Raw genomic sequence first — 16,459 nt, 5'->3', positions numbered from 1 at the left:
CTCCGCTCAGCGCTGGAACTTGGGCACGTTCTGGTCGGCGGCGAGCTTGTCGGACTCCGACTGCACGGTGGAGATGAACGTGTTCGCGTCGATCCGGCCGGCGAGCAGGTTGCCGAGCTGCTGCTGCAGCACCGACTTCCAGAAGTTCACGTACCAGGTGTTGATCTGCCAGGAGAAGACGTCGCTGCCCGCGGCGTCCAGGGCGGCCGTGACGGACTGCAGCGCGGGCGTCGCCGCGGCACCGGCGTCGGCGCCCTTCACGCTCGGGACCGAGGCGGTGAGCTCGGCGAACTTCGACGCGCCCTCCTTGGACATCATGAGCCGCAGGTACTCCAGCCCGCCGTTCACGTTCTTCGCCCGCGCCGGCACGATGAACGCCTCGGTGGGCTGGGTGCGCAGCGCCGCGACCGGCAGCGCCGAGCCGGCGTCGAGCACGGGCACCGGGGCGGCCGTCATCGTGAAGTCCGGCGGCGCGATCCCCTTCATCTCGTTCTCCAGCCAGGAGCCGGAGACGTAGAAGGCCGCCTTGCCCTGCACCCACGCGGTCTGCGCCTCGGTGTGCTTGAGGCCCTCCGACCCCGGCATGAAGTAGCCCTTGCGGACCATCTCCTCGATCGCCTGCACCCCGGCGACCACGACGTCCTGCTGCCACGCGCCCGGCTCGAGGTTGTCGATCTTCTTGGCGACGTCCGGCCCGCCCTGCTTGACGGACATGCCGAGCGAGAGGTCGAAGACGTAGTCGGCGGCGTTCGTGCCCCCGTACGCCCACGGCGAGATGCCTGCGGCCTTGATCTGCTCGCAGAGCGCCATCATCTCGTCGAGGGTGGTGGGCAGCTGCCAGCCGTGCTGCTCGAACAGCGGCTTCGAGTACCACATGGGGAACGCGGCGTAGACGTAGTTCAGCATGAGGAACTTGCCGCCGTAGGTGCCCTGCTCGAGCACGCCGGGCAGGAGGATGTCGCGGATCTTGGTGTTCGGGTCGTCCAAGGTCGGGGCGTCGAGGAGCGGAGCGAGGTCGGCGCACTGCCCCTCGGCGGCGAGCGTCGCGTAGTCGATCTTCTGGGCGCCCGAGTCGTCCAGCACGTCCGGCGGGTTGCCCGCCACGAACCGCGGCTGCATCTCCTGCGCGATCTGCGTGGTGGCGGTGTGCTTGATGGCGGCGCTCGGGTAGGCCTTCTTGTAGAGCTCCTCGTGGAACAGCGCGTACTCGTCGCCGTACCCGCCCTTGAAGATCACCACGTCGAGCCCGGCGTCGGCCGCGACGCCGAGCGGGTTCTGCGCGCTCACGTCGCCCTGGGCCGAGGTGGTGGGGCCGCCACCGCCCGTGGCGCACGCCGAGAGCACGCCTGCGCTCGACACGGCGAACAGCCCGACGGCCGCCTGCCTCAGGAACTGCCTGCGGTCGAGTCCGGGACGGGGCCCTGTCATGACTGCCTCCTCTTCATCAGTTCTCCTGCTGCGACGGCCACGGCGGCCGGACTTCCTCAGGCGGGGCGGCGGATGCGTCCCGCGTACCGCGCTTCGAGCGCGTCGTTGTGCGCGTCGCCCTCGGGGACGTTGGACGACAGGTAGACGGGTGGCGTCTCGCCCGCGGCGAGCATCGCGCGCACCACCTCGGCGACGATCATCTGCGCCAGCAGCGCCGCCGTGATGGACGAGATCGCGCAGACGGTGATGCCACCCGTGGCGAGGACTGCGTCACCGTAGGGTGCGCCGTTGTCGAGCACGACGTCCGCCAGCTCGTACAGGCGCAGCCCCGACGGGTGCCGCGACGTCACCCGCCCGGTGTGCGCCATCGACGTGATGACGACCAGCGGGTGGCCGTGCTCCTTGACGACGTGCGCGAGCTCGACCACGGATCCGTTGCCACCGGAGTTCGACGCCATCACGAACACGTCCGACGGCGACACGCCCGCGAGGTCGTAGAGCCTGCGGCCGACCGCGGGGTCGCGCTCGAGGTGCTGGGCGTACAGCAGCTCCGGCGGCTCACCGCCGAGGAGCACGAGGTCGCGCAGGGCGATCATGTTCGTCGGGACGAGCCCGCCCGCCCGACCGCTGATCTCCATGGCGAGGGCCTGCGAGTGCCCGGTGCCGAAGGCCTGCACGACCCCGCCGGCGCGCAGGCCCTCGACCACCAGGTCCGCGGCGGCCGCGACGCCGGACGCCTGATCCCGGGCCACCCGCCGCACCGCCTCCTCGGCGGCCGCGGCGAAGGCTGCCGCCGAGACCGCCTCCCGCGTGGTGCCGTCGACCGTCATCGGGCCCCTCCGCGTGCGGGCTCGGTCTCCGCGCCCCGACGGGCGCGGGTCTCGTAGGGCGAGCGGTGCGGTGCGACGGCAGCGGCCGCGCGCGTCCACGTCTGCGTCGCGCGCTCGTGCGTGCGCTGGGCGACGGCGAGGTAGAGCAGGTCGAGCACGAGGAACTGAGAATGCCGGGCCGACATCTCCCCCGACCGGTACGAGGTCTCGCGCACCGAGGTGCACAGCAGGTGCTCGGCGACGTCCGCGATCGGGGCGGTCGAGAAGTTCGTGATCGCCACCGTGGTGGCGCCGCTCGCCCTCGCCTGCGCGAGCATGTCGACGGTCTCGGTGGAACGGCCGCTGTGCGAGAGCGCGATCGCCACGTCCCGCCGGCCGAGCTGCGCGGCGCTCATGAGCCCGGCGTGCACGTCGGACCAGGTCCACGAGGCGATGCCGATCCGGTGCATCCGCATCTGCATGTCCTCGAGCACGGCGGCGCTGTGACCCACGCCGTACATGTCGACCCGGCGGGCGGCGACGAGCGCCTCGATCACGGTCTCGACCGTGCGCAGGTCGAGCCCGGCGGCCGTCTCGTGCATCCCTTGCAGGTCGACGGCGAGCAGGGTGCGCAGCACGCGGTCGAGCGGATCGGTTGGCAGGACGTCGGCGCCGATGCCGACCTCCCAGCCGGCCTGGTCGGCACGGCCGATGTCGGTGGCGATCCCGACGCGCAGCTCCGTGTAGCCGCCGAGGCCGAGGCTGCGGCAGAAGCGGGTGACGGTGGCCGGCGACGTCCCGCTGCGCTCGCCGAGCTCGACGATCGTGGCGCGGGATGCCCACGCCGGGTCCTCGAGGATCACGTTCCCCACCTGGCGCAGTGCGCCGGCGAGGCCGGGCAGCACGCTGCGCAGGTGGGCGAGCAGCTGACCCGTTCCCGCCTCTACCGGCGGTTCGGACCCGGCTGGCACTGCCATCGGCAAACCTTTCAAGCCTGGGCGGAGTGGGTGAAAATTTCCACCACACCAGGTGAACTGTCAAGGCTCCGGTAAGACGTTTCTGCAACGAGGGGGTAACGGCATGGCCCTGTACGTCGGGATGGACGCGGGCGGGAGCCGCTCCCGCGCCGCCGTCGTCGAGGCCACCGGAGCGCTGCGCGGCGCCGCGGTGGGCGCCGGCGCCAACCCCGTCTCGCACGCTCCCGACCGGGCGCTCGACGCACTCGCCGGAACGCTCCGCGCCGCGCTCGCCGGGCTCCCCGCCGCTGACGTGCGGGGACTGGTGCTGGGGCTGGCCGGACTGGGCGCGAGCGGCGCGGACGCCCTCGCCGCCCGGCTCGCCGAGCTGGCCCGCGGGGCCGGGCTGGCGTGCCCGACGCACGTCGTCGGGGATGTCGTCACGGCCTTCGCGGCGGGCACGGCACGGCCGGACGGCACGGTCCTCGTCTCGGGCACGGGCGCGGGCGCCGTGCGGATCGTGGCGCGCCGTGAGGCGGAGGTGGCCGACTGCCACGGCTGGCTCGTGGGCGACGAGGGGTCGGGTGTCTGGCTCGGTCGCGAGGCCGTGCGCGCCGCGCTCGCCGCCCTGGACGGCCGGGGCGCCCCCACCGCGCTCCTGCCGGCCGTCACCGCCGCACTCCTGGGCGCGCCACTGCACCCGGGCGCGGGGCGCCGGGGTGCCGAGCGGGTGGTTGCCGCCGTCCACCGCGAGCCGCCGATCGCGCTGGCGCGGCTCGCGCCGCAGGTCAGCGCCGCCGCGACAGCCGGGGACGCGGTGGCGGTGGGCATCGTCGCGCGCGCAGCCGACGCGCTGGTCGCCGCGGTCGCGGCAGTCCGGGGTGACGCGCGCACGCCGATCGTCCTGGCAGGCAGCGTGGTCGGCGGGCCCACTCCGGTCGGCGACCGCACCCGGTCGGCCCTGGAGGAACGCTGGCCCGGTTGCGTGCGCGTGGCGGGCGACCCGGCCAGGGCGGCGGCATGGCTGGCGGCCCAGCCGTACGTGTCGTCGATCGCCGGGCGCTGATCGCGGCGCCGTGCGGGCCGGCGGGCGGTCAGGGCCGCGCCACGCCCATCGCGTTCGGGTAGGGCACCGCGCCCGCCGTCGCCAGCGACCGCGCGACGGGACCGAGGACGTCGCGCAGCACCCGCAGCCCACCGTCGTCGAGCGTGCGCAGGGCGGCCGCGGCCGACCGATCGGTGCCGCGCTCGATCCCCGTGCGCAGCTCGCGGCCGCGCGGCGTCTGCTCACCTGCCGCGTCGACCAGGCCGCGGGCGCGCAGCCGCTCGCCCGCGGCGGCCCACTCCTCCTCGGTCCACCCCCGGAACTCCCGCTGCTGCGAGACCAGCGACCCCCCGTGCAGGCGATGGCACTCCACGCCGTCGACCTGGGCGGAGACGAGCTCGGCGACGTGGCCGTCGCCGCGGTACTCGCGCAGGACGGTCGCGGCGTGCCAGATCCGGGAGAGCGGGTCGGCCGGCACCGGGACGTCCAGGTGCGCGGCCGCGAGCGGCCGTCCGGAGACGTCGAGCGCCGCGAGCACGGAGGTGAGCAGGTCGGCCGCGCCGTCGAGCCCATCGCCCGCGTGCGGGGCGAGCGCCGACCGGGCGAGCTCCAGCCGGGCGTCGAGCACCCCCTCGGGATCGGCGAAGCCCCACGCATCGGGCAGTGCCCGCTCCACCATGCGCGGTGCGAACCCGTAGAAGAGCGCGGTGACCAGCCGCGGTCCGGGCGAGCCGAGCGCCGCGGAACGGGAGGCGAAGTAGCCCATCCAGTACCCGCGCAGGCCGAGCGCCCCGTACGCCGCCTTCGCGTCGGGCGTGAAGTACACGACCGCGTGCACCGCCTCCAGGGTTCGCCACAGCTCGCGCTCCAGGAGCGCCCGTTCGGTCATGCCTGCGGTCTACAGGCCCCGGCTGCGGTCCCACAAGCGACCAAAAATGGAGAATCAAAGTATTGCCGGATTGTTGAACGATCTGTATCGTCCTTGGCAGGTCAGCGGAGCACGTGGAGGCATGATGCGAGCGGCACTGGTCGACGACCCCACCACCGGCTTGTCCCGCCGCGACCTGCGGCTGCTGCACGCCGTGGCCGATGGCCGGGTCGAGTGCACCGGGAGCGTCGAGCCCGACTTCTTCATCGACGGCTTCGCCTGCTGCGACCACATGGCCGCCCGCGCGCTCGTGCGCGGCGGCATGATCCGCGCGGCCGGGGCCGGTGGGCGCCTCCCCGTGCGGCTGACGCCAACGGGCGAGGAGGCGCTGGCGGCCGCGGACTGAGCGCGGTCGCACACCAACAGTCGCGCTCGCACACCAACTGCAGTTCGTGTGCGAGCGACGAAATTGGTGTGCGAGCGCCTCGCGTACGCTTCCCCTGTGACGGCCGGTACCGCGCTGGGCATCGGGCTCGCCGCCGTCGCACGTCCCGCCTACATCACGTCGGGCCGCGCCACCGATCTCGGCGCCCGGCGCAGCGTCTCCGACCTGCGCGCCCGCACGGAGGCCGTTCTCGACGCCGCGTACGCCGCGGGCATCCGGTACATCGACGTGGCCCGCTCCTACGGCCGCGCGGAGGAGTTCCTCGCCGGCTGGCTGGCCCACCACCCCGAGGTCGACGACGTCGAGATCGGGTCGAAGTGGGGCTACCGGTACGTCGGTGACTGGCGGCTCGACGCGCCGGTGCACGAGGTGAAGGACCACTCCCTCGCCGCGTTCACCGAGCAGCTCGCCGAGACCGCGGCGCTGCTCGGCCCGCGACTCGCCGTCTACCACGTGCACTCCGCCACGCTCGACACCGGCGTGCTCGACGACGCGCAGCTGCACCGGGCGCTCGCCGGGCTGCGCGACCACGGCGTGCGGGTCGGCGTGTCCACGTCCGGTCCCGCGCAGGCCGACGCGGTGCGCCGGGCCATGGACATCCGGGTCGACGGGGCGCCGCTCTTCACCTCCGTCCAGTCCACCTGGAACGTGGTGGAGCCCTCGGTCGGCCCCGCGCTCGCCGAGGCGGCCGACGCGGGGGCCCGGGTGATCGTCAAGGAGGCCGTGGCCAACGGGCGGCTCACCCCGGGGGCTCCGGATGCCCCGCCCCGGGCGGTCACGCTCGCCGCGGAGCTGGGCGTCCCGCTGGACCAGCTCGCCATCGCCGCGGCGCTGGCGCAGCCGTGGGCGTGGTGCGTGCTCTCCGGCGCGGTCGACGCGGCCCAGGTCGCGAGCAACGCGGCGGCCGCGTCCGTCTCGCTGTCCGCGGACGCGCTGGGCGAGCTCGAGGCGCTGGCCGAGGCGCCGGGCGACTACTGGTCGGCGCGTTCGTCGCGGGCGTGGAGCTGACGACCGAAGGCAACAGCAAGGCGTCGAGGTGCTCACGCCGCGTGGACAGAGCCCCCGCCTTATGCGATGTTGCGCATCACCGGATGGAGTGATCGCGTTCACCGCCGAACGCAGCTCCCCAGCAGGAGGTGTCATGGCCGTCACCACCACGAGCCGGGGCCGTCGGGGCCGGGCCGTCGTCGTCGCCGCAGGGGCGCTGCTCCTCGCCGCGTGCGGGGGCGGGGAGGCCGCGGCGCCGGGAGCGGACGGATCGCTGTCGATCGCCACCGGCGGCACCGGGGGCGTCTACTACCCGTACGGCGGCGCGATGGGCACGCTGCTGTCGGAGAAGCTGCAGGGCATCACGGCCACCGCCCAGGAGACCAACGCCTCCGTCGACAACGTGCTGCTGGTGCAGGACGGCGGGGCGGACGTCGCCTTCGCGCTCGGCGACACGGTGGCCGACGCGGTGGCGGGCAAGGCCCAGTTCGAGGGCCGGGAGATCACGGTCTGCACGCTCGGCAAGCTCTACGACAACTTCACCCAGACCGTCACCACGGGCGGCACCGGCATCCGCAGCATCGCGGACATGCGCGGGAAGCGCGTGTCGGTCGGTTCGCCGGGCTCGGGCACCGAGGTGATCGCGCTGCGGATCCTCGAGGCGGCCGGGATCAACCCGGAGACCGACATCCAGCGGAGCCAGCTCGGGGTCGGCGAGACCGCCCAGGCCCTGCGCGACGGCACGATCGACGCCGGGTTCTGGTCGGGTGGCCTGCCGACGGGGGCGCTGGTCGACCTGGCGACGACGGGTCAGATGGTGCTGCTCCCCACCGGGGAGTACACCGATGAGCTGGCGTCGAAGTTCGGCCCCTTCTACGCCACCGAGGACATCCCGGCCGGCACGTACGAGGGCCAGACCGAGCCGAGCCCGCAGGTCGTCGTGCCCAACGTGCTGATCGTGCGCTCGGACATGCCGCAGCAGCTGCAGCAGGACATCACGCGCACGGTCTTCGAGAACAAGGCGCAGCTCGCCACCGTGCACCCGGCGGCGAACGAGCTCGACCCGGCCACGGCGGACGAGGTCGGCTTCGTCGACGTGTGCCCCGGTGCCAAGGCCTACTTCGAGCAGGCCGCAGGCTAGACACCGTGCTTCGTGCAGTCGCCGCCGTTCTCGCCGCGGGCCTGCTCGGGGCGGGGTGTGCCGCGACGGACCCGGGGCCGGCCCTCACCGTGCGCGACGGTGGCGGAGCGCTCCTCACGCAGGTGCCCCTGTCGGCACCGGAGTTCGCCGTGAGCTACCGCAACTCCCTCTACGGGACGGTGGCCGAGGAGCGCTACCGCGTGGCCGACGGAGGGCGGTTCGGGCTGGTCGAGCTGGCGGCCGACCAGCTCGCGGTGCTGGAGGAGTACTACGCCGTGCCCGGGCCGGTGCGCGCGGCGCCGGGCGGCGACCGGCGCAGCTGGGTGGCCGAACCCCGCGACCACCCCGTGTTCAGCGAGCTGTCGATCGCCGCCACGGCGCTCGGCGAGCGCACGCTGCTCGTGCCCGGACACGCGCCGGTGCCACTCCCGTCGCTGGTCACCGACGGGGTCACCGTCGTTCTCGACATCGAGGAGCACTGATGACCGCACGACGCGACGGCGACCAACACCAACCCGAGGCGCCCGCCGTCGACGAGGAGGCGCTGCTCGCCGAGTACGAGGCCGAGAAGCCGGCGCGGCGGTTGTCCGGCCTGCCGTTGCGGGTGGTGCAGGTGCTCGGCGCGATCCTCACGCTGTACGGGCTGTGGTGGGTGTTCCACCCCATGCCCGCGCAGCTGTACCTGCCGTCGTTCCTCGCGCTGGGGCTGGTGATGACGTTCCTGGTCTACCGCGGTTGGGGGCGGTCGAAGGAGGCTCGCCCGAACGGTGGCACCGACAACCCGCACCTGCTCGACTGGCTGCTCGCCGTGGTGGCGCTCGTGCCGTTCGTCTACATCGTGGCGGACTGGGACTCGTTCTTCCGACGCGCCGTGGTGCCCACCGACCTCGACGTGGTGATGGGCACGCTCGCGATCCTGCTGGTGCTGGAGGCCGCCCGGCGCACGGTGGGGCTGCTGGTGCCGCTGGTGGTGGTCGCCTTCCTCGCCTACGCCTACTTCGGCCCGTACTTCCCCGGCCCGTTCGCCACGTCGTCCTTCGGCTGGGAGCGGCTCGTGGGCCACAACGTGATGGGCACCCAGGGCGTGTTCGGCGTGCCGATGGAGGTCGCCGCCACCTACATCATCCTGTTCACGCTCTACGGCGCGGTGCTCACGGCGTCCGGCGCCACCCGGTTCTTCATCGACCTGTCGTTCGCGGCCTTCGGCCAGTCGGGCGCCGGGCCGGGGCGCACGGTCACGCTCGCCGGGTTCCTGCTCGGCACGGTGTCCGGCTCCGGCGTGGCCACCACCGTGACGCTCGGCGGTGTGGCGTGGCCGATGCTGCGCAAGGCCGGCTACCCGCAGGAGCACGGCGGCGCCGTGCTCGCGGCCGCGGGCATCGGCGCGATCCTGTCCCCGCCGACGCTGGGCGCGGCGGCGTTCATCATCGCCGAGCTGATGAACGTCTCCTACCTGCAGGTGCTGATCTGGGCGACGATCCCCACCCTGCTGTACTACCTGGGGATCATCCTCGCGGTGGAGATGGACGCCCGGCGCTACCGCACCCACGCCATCGACCTGGACGTGCGCCCGGCGGGCGCACTGCTGCTGCGGTTCGGCTACCACTTCAGCTCGCTGGTGGCGATCGTCGTGTTCATGGCGCTGGGCCTCACGCCGTTCCGCGCCGTCGTGTACGCCACGGCGCTCGCGTTCGTGCTGAGCTTCCTCGAGCGCGGCATGTGGATGACGCCGCGGCGCATCGGCGAGGCGCTCGCAGGCGGGGCGACGGGCGCGCTCTCGGTGATCCCCGTGATGGCGGTGGCCGGGATCATCGTCGGGGTCATGACGCTCACCGGGCTCGGGCTGAAGCTCGCCGGGATCATCGTGGCGCTCGCGGGCGGCAGCCTCGCGCTGACCGCGATCTACTCGGCGGTGTCGGTGGTGCTGCTCGGGCTCGCGGTGCCGGTGACGGCGAGCTTCATCATCTCGTGGGTGATCATCGGGCCCGCCCTGCAGAACGTGGGCGTGCCCGGCTACGCGGCGGCGATGTTCATCTTCTACTACGCGGTGCTCTCCGAGGTGTCGCCGCCGACGGCCCTGTCGCCGTTCGCGGCCTCGGCGATCACGGGTGGGCGCCCGGTGCCGACGATGTGGCTCACCTGGAAGTACACGCTGCCGGCGTTCCTGGTCCCGTTCGTCGTGGTGCTCTCGCCCCAGGGGGTGGGGCTGCTGCTGGAGGGTGGCGTCGGCACGGTGGTCCTCGCAGCGGTCGCGTCCACGGCGGCGGTGGCCGCGCTGGCCGTCGTCACCGGGGCGTGGCTCTCCGGCCCGGCGGGCTGGCCCGAACGGGTGCTCTTCGCGGTGGCGGCGGTCGCGCTGCTGGTGATGGCGCCGCTCTCGCTGGGTATCGGGGTGCTGGCGGCGCTGGCCGGTATCGGAGTGCACGTCGTACGGCGTCGAAGGAAAGCGGACGACAATCATTCGAAAGTCGACAGCTAGCAGTTACCAAACTGTTCATTGACGGTTACGGCAGTGCTTCCTACGGTTCGCGCGTGGCGGGCATCGCGGAGCACGAGCGGCAGCAGGAGGTGCTGCGCCTGCTCGACGTCGACGGCCGGGTGAGCGTCACCGACCTCGTCCGCCGCTTCGGCGTCACCGCGGTGACGATCCGCAAGGACCTCGAGGTCCTGGAGCGCAGGCACCTGCTCGCACGCGTGCGCGGCGGGGCCGTCACGGCCGACGGTGCGGACGAGGGCGCATTCGAGATGCGCCTGCGCCACGGCACGGCGGCGAAGGCCGCGATCGCGCGCGCCGCGGCCGCGCTGGTGCCCGACGGCGCGGCGATCGCGCTCGACTGCAGCACCACCTGCTACCACCTCGCCCACGAGCTGCGCGGCCGGCGCAGCCTGATCGTGGTCACCAACGGCCTGCGCGCGGCCGAGCTGCTCAGCGACAGCGGGGTCACCGTCGTGCTCCCGGGCGGCACGCTGCGGCGCTCGTCGTGGTCGGTGGTCGGTGACATCGGCGACGTCGTGGTGAGCCGCGGCCGGCTGACGATGGGCTTCTTCGGGATCCGCGGCCTGTCCCGCGAGCACGGCCTGATGGAGCTCTCGGTGGAGGAGACCACGGTGAAGCGGCGGCTGGCCGCCGCCTGCGTCGACGTCTACGGCCTCTTCGACTCGTCCAAGATCGGCCGGTTCGCGCTGCACAGCTTCGTGCCCGCCCAGCGGATCACCGGCCTGTTCACCGACGACGCCGCCGAACCCGACGCGCTCGGCGGCTTCGCCGAACAGGGCGTCAAGATCCACCGGGTGCCGGTCGACCACACCCACGAGACATCCGCCTGACCACAGGCGCGGAGGAAGGAGCGAGGATGCGGGGCAGGAGCATCACTGCGGCGCTGGCCGTGGCAGCGGCGGGGGCGCTCGCCCTCACCGGCTGCACCCAGCAGAACCCCGGCGGCGGGGGCGGCGGAGGAGGAGGCGGAGGCGGCGGCGACAAGGTCAGCGTCGCGTTCGTGCCCAAGCTGCAGGGCATCCCCTACTTCGAGGCGATGAACACCGGCGGGCAGAAGGCCGCGCAGGAGCTCGGGATCGAGTGGATCTACCGCGGCTCCTCGACGGCCGACCCCGGCGCCCAGACCGAGATCGTCAACTCGCTCATCCAGCAGCGGGTGGACGTCCTCGTGGTGGCGCCGAACGACCCCGACTCGATGGCCCCCGTGCTGCAGGAGGCCGCCGACGCCGGGATCAAGGTCATGACCAGCGACACCGACGCCCCCAACTCCGTGCGCGAGGCGTTCGTGAACCAGGCCTCGCCCGAGGGCGTCGGCACCGCGCTCACCGACTCCCTCCTGGAGGCGATGGGTGGCCAGGGCAAGTACGCGATCGTCTCGTGCGGGCAGACCGCGGCGAACCTCAACTCCTGGATCGAGGTCCAGAAGAAGGTGACCGCGGAGAAGTACCCGAACGCCCAGATCGCCGACATCGTGTACGCCGGTGAGGACGAGGCGCAGTCGGTCACGATGGCGAAGGACCTGATGAACGCGCACCCCGACCTCAAGGGGCTCGTCGGCGAGTGCACGGCGTCGGCGCCCGGCGTGGCCAAGGCCGTCACCGAGGCCGGCAAGATCGGGCAGGTGTTCACCGTGGGGCTGGGCACGCCCCAGTCGATGAAGCAGTACCTGGAGAACGGATCGTCGTCCGCGGCCATCCTGTGGGACGTCGAGCAGCTCGGCTACCTCACCGCGTGGGCCGGCCTGCAGCTGGCGTCGGGCACCCCGTTCCAGGCGACGAACAACGTGAACCCGCAGCTCCCGGCGGTCAAGTGGGACGCGGGCAGCAAGGAGCTGCTGCTCGGCGACCCGCTGCGGATCACCACGGACAACGTCGACCAGTACGAGTACTGATGGCGGAGGCCCTGCTGCTACTCCGCGGCGTCCAGAAGCGCTACGGCGGCGTGCGGGCGCTGCGGGGTGTCGACTTCGACGTTCTCGCCGGCGAGGTGCACGCCCTCGTCGGCGAGAACGGCGCCGGCAAGTCCACCCTGATCAAGATCGTGTCCGGTGCCGAGGTGGCCGACGAGGGCACCGTCGAGATCGACGGCATCCCGCTCACCGGCGGGAGCACCCAGGCGGCCATGGAGGCGGGGATCGCCACCGTCTACCAGGAGCCGCACCTGTTCGGCGAGCTCACCGTGGCCGAGAACGTGTTCCTCGGCCGGGAGCTGCGCACGGGCGGACGGGTGGACTGGGCCACCCAGCGCACGCGGGTGGGCGAGCTCCTCACCCAGATCGGTCTCGACCCCGCGATCGGCGACGTCCGGGTCGCCGACCTGCCGGTGGCCGAGCAGCAGCTCGTGTCGATCGCCAAGGCGTTCGCGCACTCGGCGAAGGTGCTGATCCTCGACGAGCCGTCGGCGATCCTCACCGACCGGGAGATCGACGTGCTGTTCGGCGTGGTCCGCAACCTGCGCGCGGCCGGCGTCGGGATCATCTACATCTCCCACCGGCTCGACGAGCTGGCGCAGATCAGCGACCGGGTCACCGTGCTGCGCGACGGCGAGGTGGTCGCCAGCCGGCCGACCAGCGAGCTGTCGGTGCGGCAGGTGGCCGAGCTGATGGTCGGCCACGAGCTGGGATCGGCCACCGCCGACCGGCCGGCGCCCACCGGCGATCCGGTGCTCGCCGTCGCCGGGCTCGGCCGCACCGGGGCGTTCGCCGGCCTCGAACTGCAGGTACGGCCGGCCGAGGTGGTGGCGCTCTACGGCCTCGTGGGCTCGGGTACGGATGCGATCGCCCGCGCGCTCTACGGCGTGAACCCCGCCGACGCCGGCACCGTTCAGGTGGACGGTCGCGCGGTCCGGCTGCACTCGCCGCAGGACGCCGCGGCCGCGGGGATCGCGATGCTGCCCGGCAACCGCAAGCAGCAGGGCGTGTTCGCGAACAAGTCGATCGCGTTCAACATCTCCAGCGCCCACCTGCGCCACCTGGCGAAGCTGGGCTTCTGGTTCGACCGGCGGCGCGAGCGCTCGATCGCGGAGGACTTCCTGCGCCGCATCTCGATCAGGGCACCGGACGTCGGCACCGCCGTCGGGGCGCTGTCGGGCGGCAACCAGCAGAAGGTGGTGCTCGCCCGCCAGCTCGTGCGCGCGCCCCGCGTGCTCGTGCTGGAGGAGCCGACCCAGGGCGTCGACGTCGGGGCGAAGGAGGAGATCCACCGCCTCGTCCTGGAGCTGGCCGACGGCGGCAGCGCCGTTCTCGTCATCTCGACGGATCTGCCCGAGGTGCTGCAGCTCGCCGACCGGGTGCTGGTCGTGCGGAAGGGGGCGGTGGTGCGCGAGTTCGAGCGCGGCGCGAGCCAGGCAGACGTGCTCGCGGCCGCGGCGGGGGACGAGGGCGAGGCGGCCGCGTGAACGCAACGACAACCGCAGTGGCCGCGCCCACGCGGCGCAGGCCGCGGGTGCGGGCGATCGAGGGCCAGGAGCTCGCCCTCATCGCGGTGGTGGGGCTGCTGTGGGTGGTGCTGACGCTCGTCACCGACACGTTCCTGACGACGGGCAACCTGCAGAACATCCTGTTCACGGTGGCCCCGATCGCGCTGATCGGGATCGGGATGACGGCGGTGATCGTCACCGCGGGGATCGACGTGTCGGTGGGCAGCCAGGCCGCCGTCGTGATGGTGATCGTCGCGTTGCTGGTGCGCGACTCCGGGCTGCCGTTCGTGGCGGCGGCCGCCGTCGCCGTGGTGGTCGGGCTGGTGCTCGGCGCCGTCAACGGCCTGCTGGTGGCCTACGGCGGCATCCACCCGATCATCGTCACGTTCGGCACGCTCAACATCTACCGCTTCGTCTCGCTGCAGATCTTCGGCACCGAGCAGGTGGCGGGGGTGCCCGGGACGCTCGCGCCGATCGGCGGCGGCGCGGAGGGCAGGCTGCTGGGCGTGCCCACGGCGTGGTGGCTCACGCTCGTGCTGGCCGCCGGCATGTGGTGCTACATGCGGTACTGGGCCACCGGCCGGCACCTCTACGCGGTGGGCGGCGACGCGTTCGCGGCGCGGCTCGCCGGCGTCCGGGTGCGGCGCCGCCAGATCAGCGCGTACGTCCTCACGGGGGCGTGCGTCGGGCTCGCGGCGTGCGTCCTCATCGGCAGCGGCGGGCTCGTCCAGCAGAACGTCGGCACCGGGCTGGAGCTGCGGGTGATCGCGGCCGTCGTGATCGGCGGGACGAGCATCATCGGCGGCCGCGGCACCGTGCTGGGCACGCTGCTCGGGGCACTGCTCGTCGGCACCGTCTCCAGCGCCGTCACGCTGCTGTCCTGGCCCACCGAGCTCGCCCAGCTGTTCATCGGCCTGTTCATCCTCGTGGCGGTCGGGGTCGACCTGCTGCGCGAGCGGCGGAGGAGCGCCCGATGACCGAGATCGAGACGGTCCCCCCGGCGGAGCGCACCCGCGGCGAGGGCCTCGCCGCGCGGGTGCTGCGGATCGGGCTGACCGAGCGCGTGGTGCTGCTCGCGGTGCTGCTCGTGGTCGTGATCGTGTGGTTCCGGGTGCTCGGCGCGGGCGGCTACCTCGTGGCGCCCTACGACGTGCGCTACCTCGGCAACGCGCTCGAGTCGATGGTGCCGTTCGCGCTGCTCGCGGTCGCGGAGCTGTTCGTGATCGTCTCCGGGCGCGGCGGGATCGACCTCTCGGTGGGCGCGATCGTGTCGCTCGCCGGCATGGCCTTCGGGTTCATGGTCGGCGTGTGGGGCTGGCCGCTGCTCCCGTCGATCTTCGGGTGCATCGTCGTCGGCGCGCTGCTCGGCGCCGTCAACGGGGCCCTCGTGGCCTACGTGCGGTTCCCGGCGCTGATCGCGACGCTCGCGACCTACTACGCCTACAGCTCGCTCGCGCTGATCAGCAACGCGAACGCGCCGATCTCCACGCCCCCGGTCGTCGCGCTGCACGCGCTGACCAGGAACGTGAACCTGCCGGCGCCGCTCCCGCCCGTCCCCCTGCACGTGTTCACGATCCTGCTGCCCTGCGCGGTGCTGGCCTGGGTGGTGATGTCCCGATCGACCTACGGGCGGTCGCTGTACGCGGTGGGCACCAACGACGTGGCGGCGGCATACGCCACGCAGTCGGTGGCGCGCACCCGGTTCACGGCGTTCGTGCTGTCCGGGCTGCTCTCCGGGGTGGTGGCGGTGGTGACGGTGGGGCAGTTCGCCTCCGCGCGCCCGGACGCCGGAATCGTCGGCAACGGGATGGCGTTGCCCGCCATCACCGTGGCCGTGCTGGGCGGCGTCGCGATCCAGGGCGGGATCGGACGGGTCGGCGGCGTGCTGGTGGCCGCGCTGCTCGTCACCTGGCTGAACGCCGGGATGCTGCTCGCGTTCCCCGAGGGCGCCGAGGGCAGCCGCTACCAGCTGCTGGCGCTCGGGCTGGTGCTCGTGCTGTCCGCGCTGCTCAACACGATCGCGCTGCGGCGCTACGGGAGGCTGTCGTGACCTTCGCCGTCCGCCCGGACGACGTGCCGGACGAGCTGGTGGCGCTCACCCGGCGGATCGGCGACCCGGCGGCCGACCTGGTCGTCCTGGCCGAGGGCAACACCTCGGTGCGGCTTCCCGGCGACCGGTTCGCCGTGAAGGCCAGCGGGTCGCGGATGGACCTCGCCGACGCCGGGGACTTCGTCGTCGGCGAGCTGCCGGAGCTCGTCGACGTGCTGGAACGGGGCGGCACCGACCAGGAGGAGCTGTCGCGGCTGCTGTCCGCGGGCGGGTCGCGGGCGTCTATCGAGACGCTCGTGCACGTCGTCGCGCTCGCCGCCGGAGCCACCTGGGTGGCCCACACGCACCCGACGGCGGTCGTCGGCCTGCTCGCGGTGCGGGAGGCCGAGGAGCTGTGGTCGGCTCCCCTCTTCCCGGACGAGGCGGTGGTGCTCGGCGAGCCGGTGTGGGTGCCCTACGCACCGCCCGGCATCGCGCTCGGCACCGCCGTCCACACCGCAGTCCGGGACCGGCTCGACCGCGACGGCGCCCCGCCCCGGCTCGTCCTGCTCGGCAACCACGGCATCGTCGCGCTCGGTGCCACCGCAGCCGAGGTGGAGACCATCACGACGATGGCGGTGAAGGCCGCCCGCGTCCGCTCGGTGGGCCTCGGGGCGGGCAGCCTCGTCCCGCTGGGCGTCGAGCACGCGCGCGAGCTCGCGGGCCGGCCCGACGAGGCGGCCCGCCGCACGCTGCTGGGACGCTCACCCGCCTGACCGCTCCCCCTGCGGCGGGGCGGGGATCCCCCGCGCGCGGGAGGTGGGCGCCACCGGGCGG

General features: G+C 73.2%; 16 protein-coding genes. 12 read left to right on the top strand and 4 right to left on the bottom strand.

Annotation, left to right across the window (positions count from 1 at the left end):
• Window positions 1-6: 6 nt before the first annotated feature.
• The 3 genes from ngcE to ABEA81_RS22455 are packed head-to-tail and all read right to left on the bottom strand — an operon-like array spanning window position 7 to window position 3,214.
• Window positions 7-1,428: an N-acetylglucosamine/diacetylchitobiose ABC transporter substrate-binding protein gene (gene ngcE, locus ABEA81_RS22465; RefSeq protein WP_345607257.1), complete on the bottom strand. Its 1,422-nt coding sequence runs from the start codon at window positions 1,426-1,428 to the stop codon at window positions 7-9.
• A 56-nt stretch (window positions 1,429-1,484) separates the two neighbouring features.
• Window positions 1,485-2,258, bottom strand: a complete 774-nt coding sequence (locus ABEA81_RS22460) for an SIS domain-containing protein (protein WP_345607255.1) — start codon at window positions 2,256-2,258, stop codon at window positions 1,485-1,487.
• Complete coding sequence (locus ABEA81_RS22455) at window positions 2,255-3,214, bottom strand: MurR/RpiR family transcriptional regulator (RefSeq protein ID WP_345607254.1); 960 nt, start codon at window positions 3,212-3,214, stop codon at window positions 2,255-2,257. Before ABEA81_RS22455 ends, ABEA81_RS22460 begins: the two co-directional genes overlap by 4 nt.
• A gap of 103 nt (window positions 3,215-3,317) precedes the next feature.
• Between ABEA81_RS22455 and ABEA81_RS22450 the strand changes: the two genes are divergently transcribed.
• On the top strand, window positions 3,318-4,259 hold the full coding sequence (locus tag ABEA81_RS22450; RefSeq protein WP_345607253.1) for an N-acetylglucosamine kinase: 942 nt from the start codon (window positions 3,318-3,320) through the stop codon (window positions 4,257-4,259).
• Window positions 4,260-4,287: 28 nt separating this feature from the next.
• Here the strand turns inward: ABEA81_RS22450 and ABEA81_RS22445 are convergent, their stop codons facing one another.
• A complete protein-coding gene (locus tag ABEA81_RS22445) occupies window positions 4,288-5,127 on the bottom strand; it encodes an SCO6745 family protein (protein ID WP_345607252.1) in 840 nt (279 codons plus the stop codon).
• Between the two features lie 121 nt (window positions 5,128-5,248).
• Here ABEA81_RS22445 and ABEA81_RS22440 point away from each other — a divergent pair, with 121 nt between their 5' ends.
• From ABEA81_RS22440 to ABEA81_RS22390, 11 genes are all read left to right on the top strand, one after another.
• Window positions 5,249-5,512: a hypothetical protein gene (locus ABEA81_RS22440; RefSeq protein WP_345607251.1), complete on the top strand. Its 264-nt coding sequence runs from the start codon at window positions 5,249-5,251 to the stop codon at window positions 5,510-5,512.
• Window positions 5,513-5,608: 96 nt separating this feature from the next.
• Entirely contained in the window at window positions 5,609-6,559 is a 951-nt protein-coding gene (locus tag ABEA81_RS22435) for an aldo/keto reductase (RefSeq protein WP_345607250.1), read from the top strand.
• 133 nt (window positions 6,560-6,692) lie between these two features.
• Window positions 6,693-7,679: a TAXI family TRAP transporter solute-binding subunit gene (locus ABEA81_RS22430; RefSeq protein WP_345607249.1), complete on the top strand. Its 987-nt coding sequence runs from the start codon at window positions 6,693-6,695 to the stop codon at window positions 7,677-7,679.
• Window positions 7,680-7,684: 5 nt separating this feature from the next.
• Window positions 7,685-8,161: a hypothetical protein gene (locus ABEA81_RS22425; RefSeq protein WP_345607248.1), complete on the top strand. Its 477-nt coding sequence runs from the start codon at window positions 7,685-7,687 to the stop codon at window positions 8,159-8,161.
• On the top strand, window positions 8,161-10,158 hold the full coding sequence (locus ABEA81_RS22420; protein ID WP_345607247.1) for a TRAP transporter permease: 1,998 nt from the start codon (window positions 8,161-8,163) through the stop codon (window positions 10,156-10,158). Before ABEA81_RS22425 ends, ABEA81_RS22420 begins: the two co-directional genes overlap by 1 nt.
• A 53-nt stretch (window positions 10,159-10,211) precedes the next feature.
• Window positions 10,212-11,006, top strand: a complete 795-nt coding sequence (locus tag ABEA81_RS22415) for a DeoR/GlpR family DNA-binding transcription regulator (RefSeq protein WP_345607246.1) — start codon at window positions 10,212-10,214, stop codon at window positions 11,004-11,006.
• Window positions 11,007-11,032: 26 nt separating this feature from the next.
• The gene (locus tag ABEA81_RS22410; protein ID WP_345607245.1) at window positions 11,033-12,067 is read left to right on the top strand and encodes an autoinducer 2 ABC transporter substrate-binding protein; all 1,035 of its coding nucleotides are present in this window, start codon (window positions 11,033-11,035) and stop codon (window positions 12,065-12,067) included.
• The gene (locus tag ABEA81_RS22405; protein ID WP_345607244.1) at window positions 12,067-13,572 is read left to right on the top strand and encodes a sugar ABC transporter ATP-binding protein; all 1,506 of its coding nucleotides are present in this window, start codon (window positions 12,067-12,069) and stop codon (window positions 13,570-13,572) included. Before ABEA81_RS22410 ends, ABEA81_RS22405 begins: the two co-directional genes overlap by 1 nt.
• The gene (locus ABEA81_RS22400) at window positions 13,569-14,570 is read left to right on the top strand and encodes an ABC transporter permease (protein WP_345607243.1); all 1,002 of its coding nucleotides are present in this window, start codon (window positions 13,569-13,571) and stop codon (window positions 14,568-14,570) included. Before ABEA81_RS22405 ends, ABEA81_RS22400 begins: the two co-directional genes overlap by 4 nt.
• The gene (locus ABEA81_RS22395; RefSeq protein ID WP_345607242.1) at window positions 14,567-15,643 is read left to right on the top strand and encodes an ABC transporter permease; all 1,077 of its coding nucleotides are present in this window, start codon (window positions 14,567-14,569) and stop codon (window positions 15,641-15,643) included. Before ABEA81_RS22400 ends, ABEA81_RS22395 begins: the two co-directional genes overlap by 4 nt.
• Window positions 15,640-16,398, top strand: a complete 759-nt coding sequence (locus ABEA81_RS22390; RefSeq protein WP_345607241.1) for a class II aldolase/adducin family protein — start codon at window positions 15,640-15,642, stop codon at window positions 16,396-16,398. Before ABEA81_RS22395 ends, ABEA81_RS22390 begins: the two co-directional genes overlap by 4 nt.
• Window positions 16,399-16,459: the final 61 nt, after the last annotated feature.

It is taken from the genome of Pseudonocardia adelaidensis (genome assembly GCF_039543345.1).
Lineage (GTDB): Bacteria > Actinomycetota > Actinomycetes > Mycobacteriales > Pseudonocardiaceae > Pseudonocardia > Pseudonocardia adelaidensis.
The sequence above is the reverse complement of the archived record's forward strand: the minus strand, read 5'-3'. Positions and strand labels throughout refer to the sequence as shown.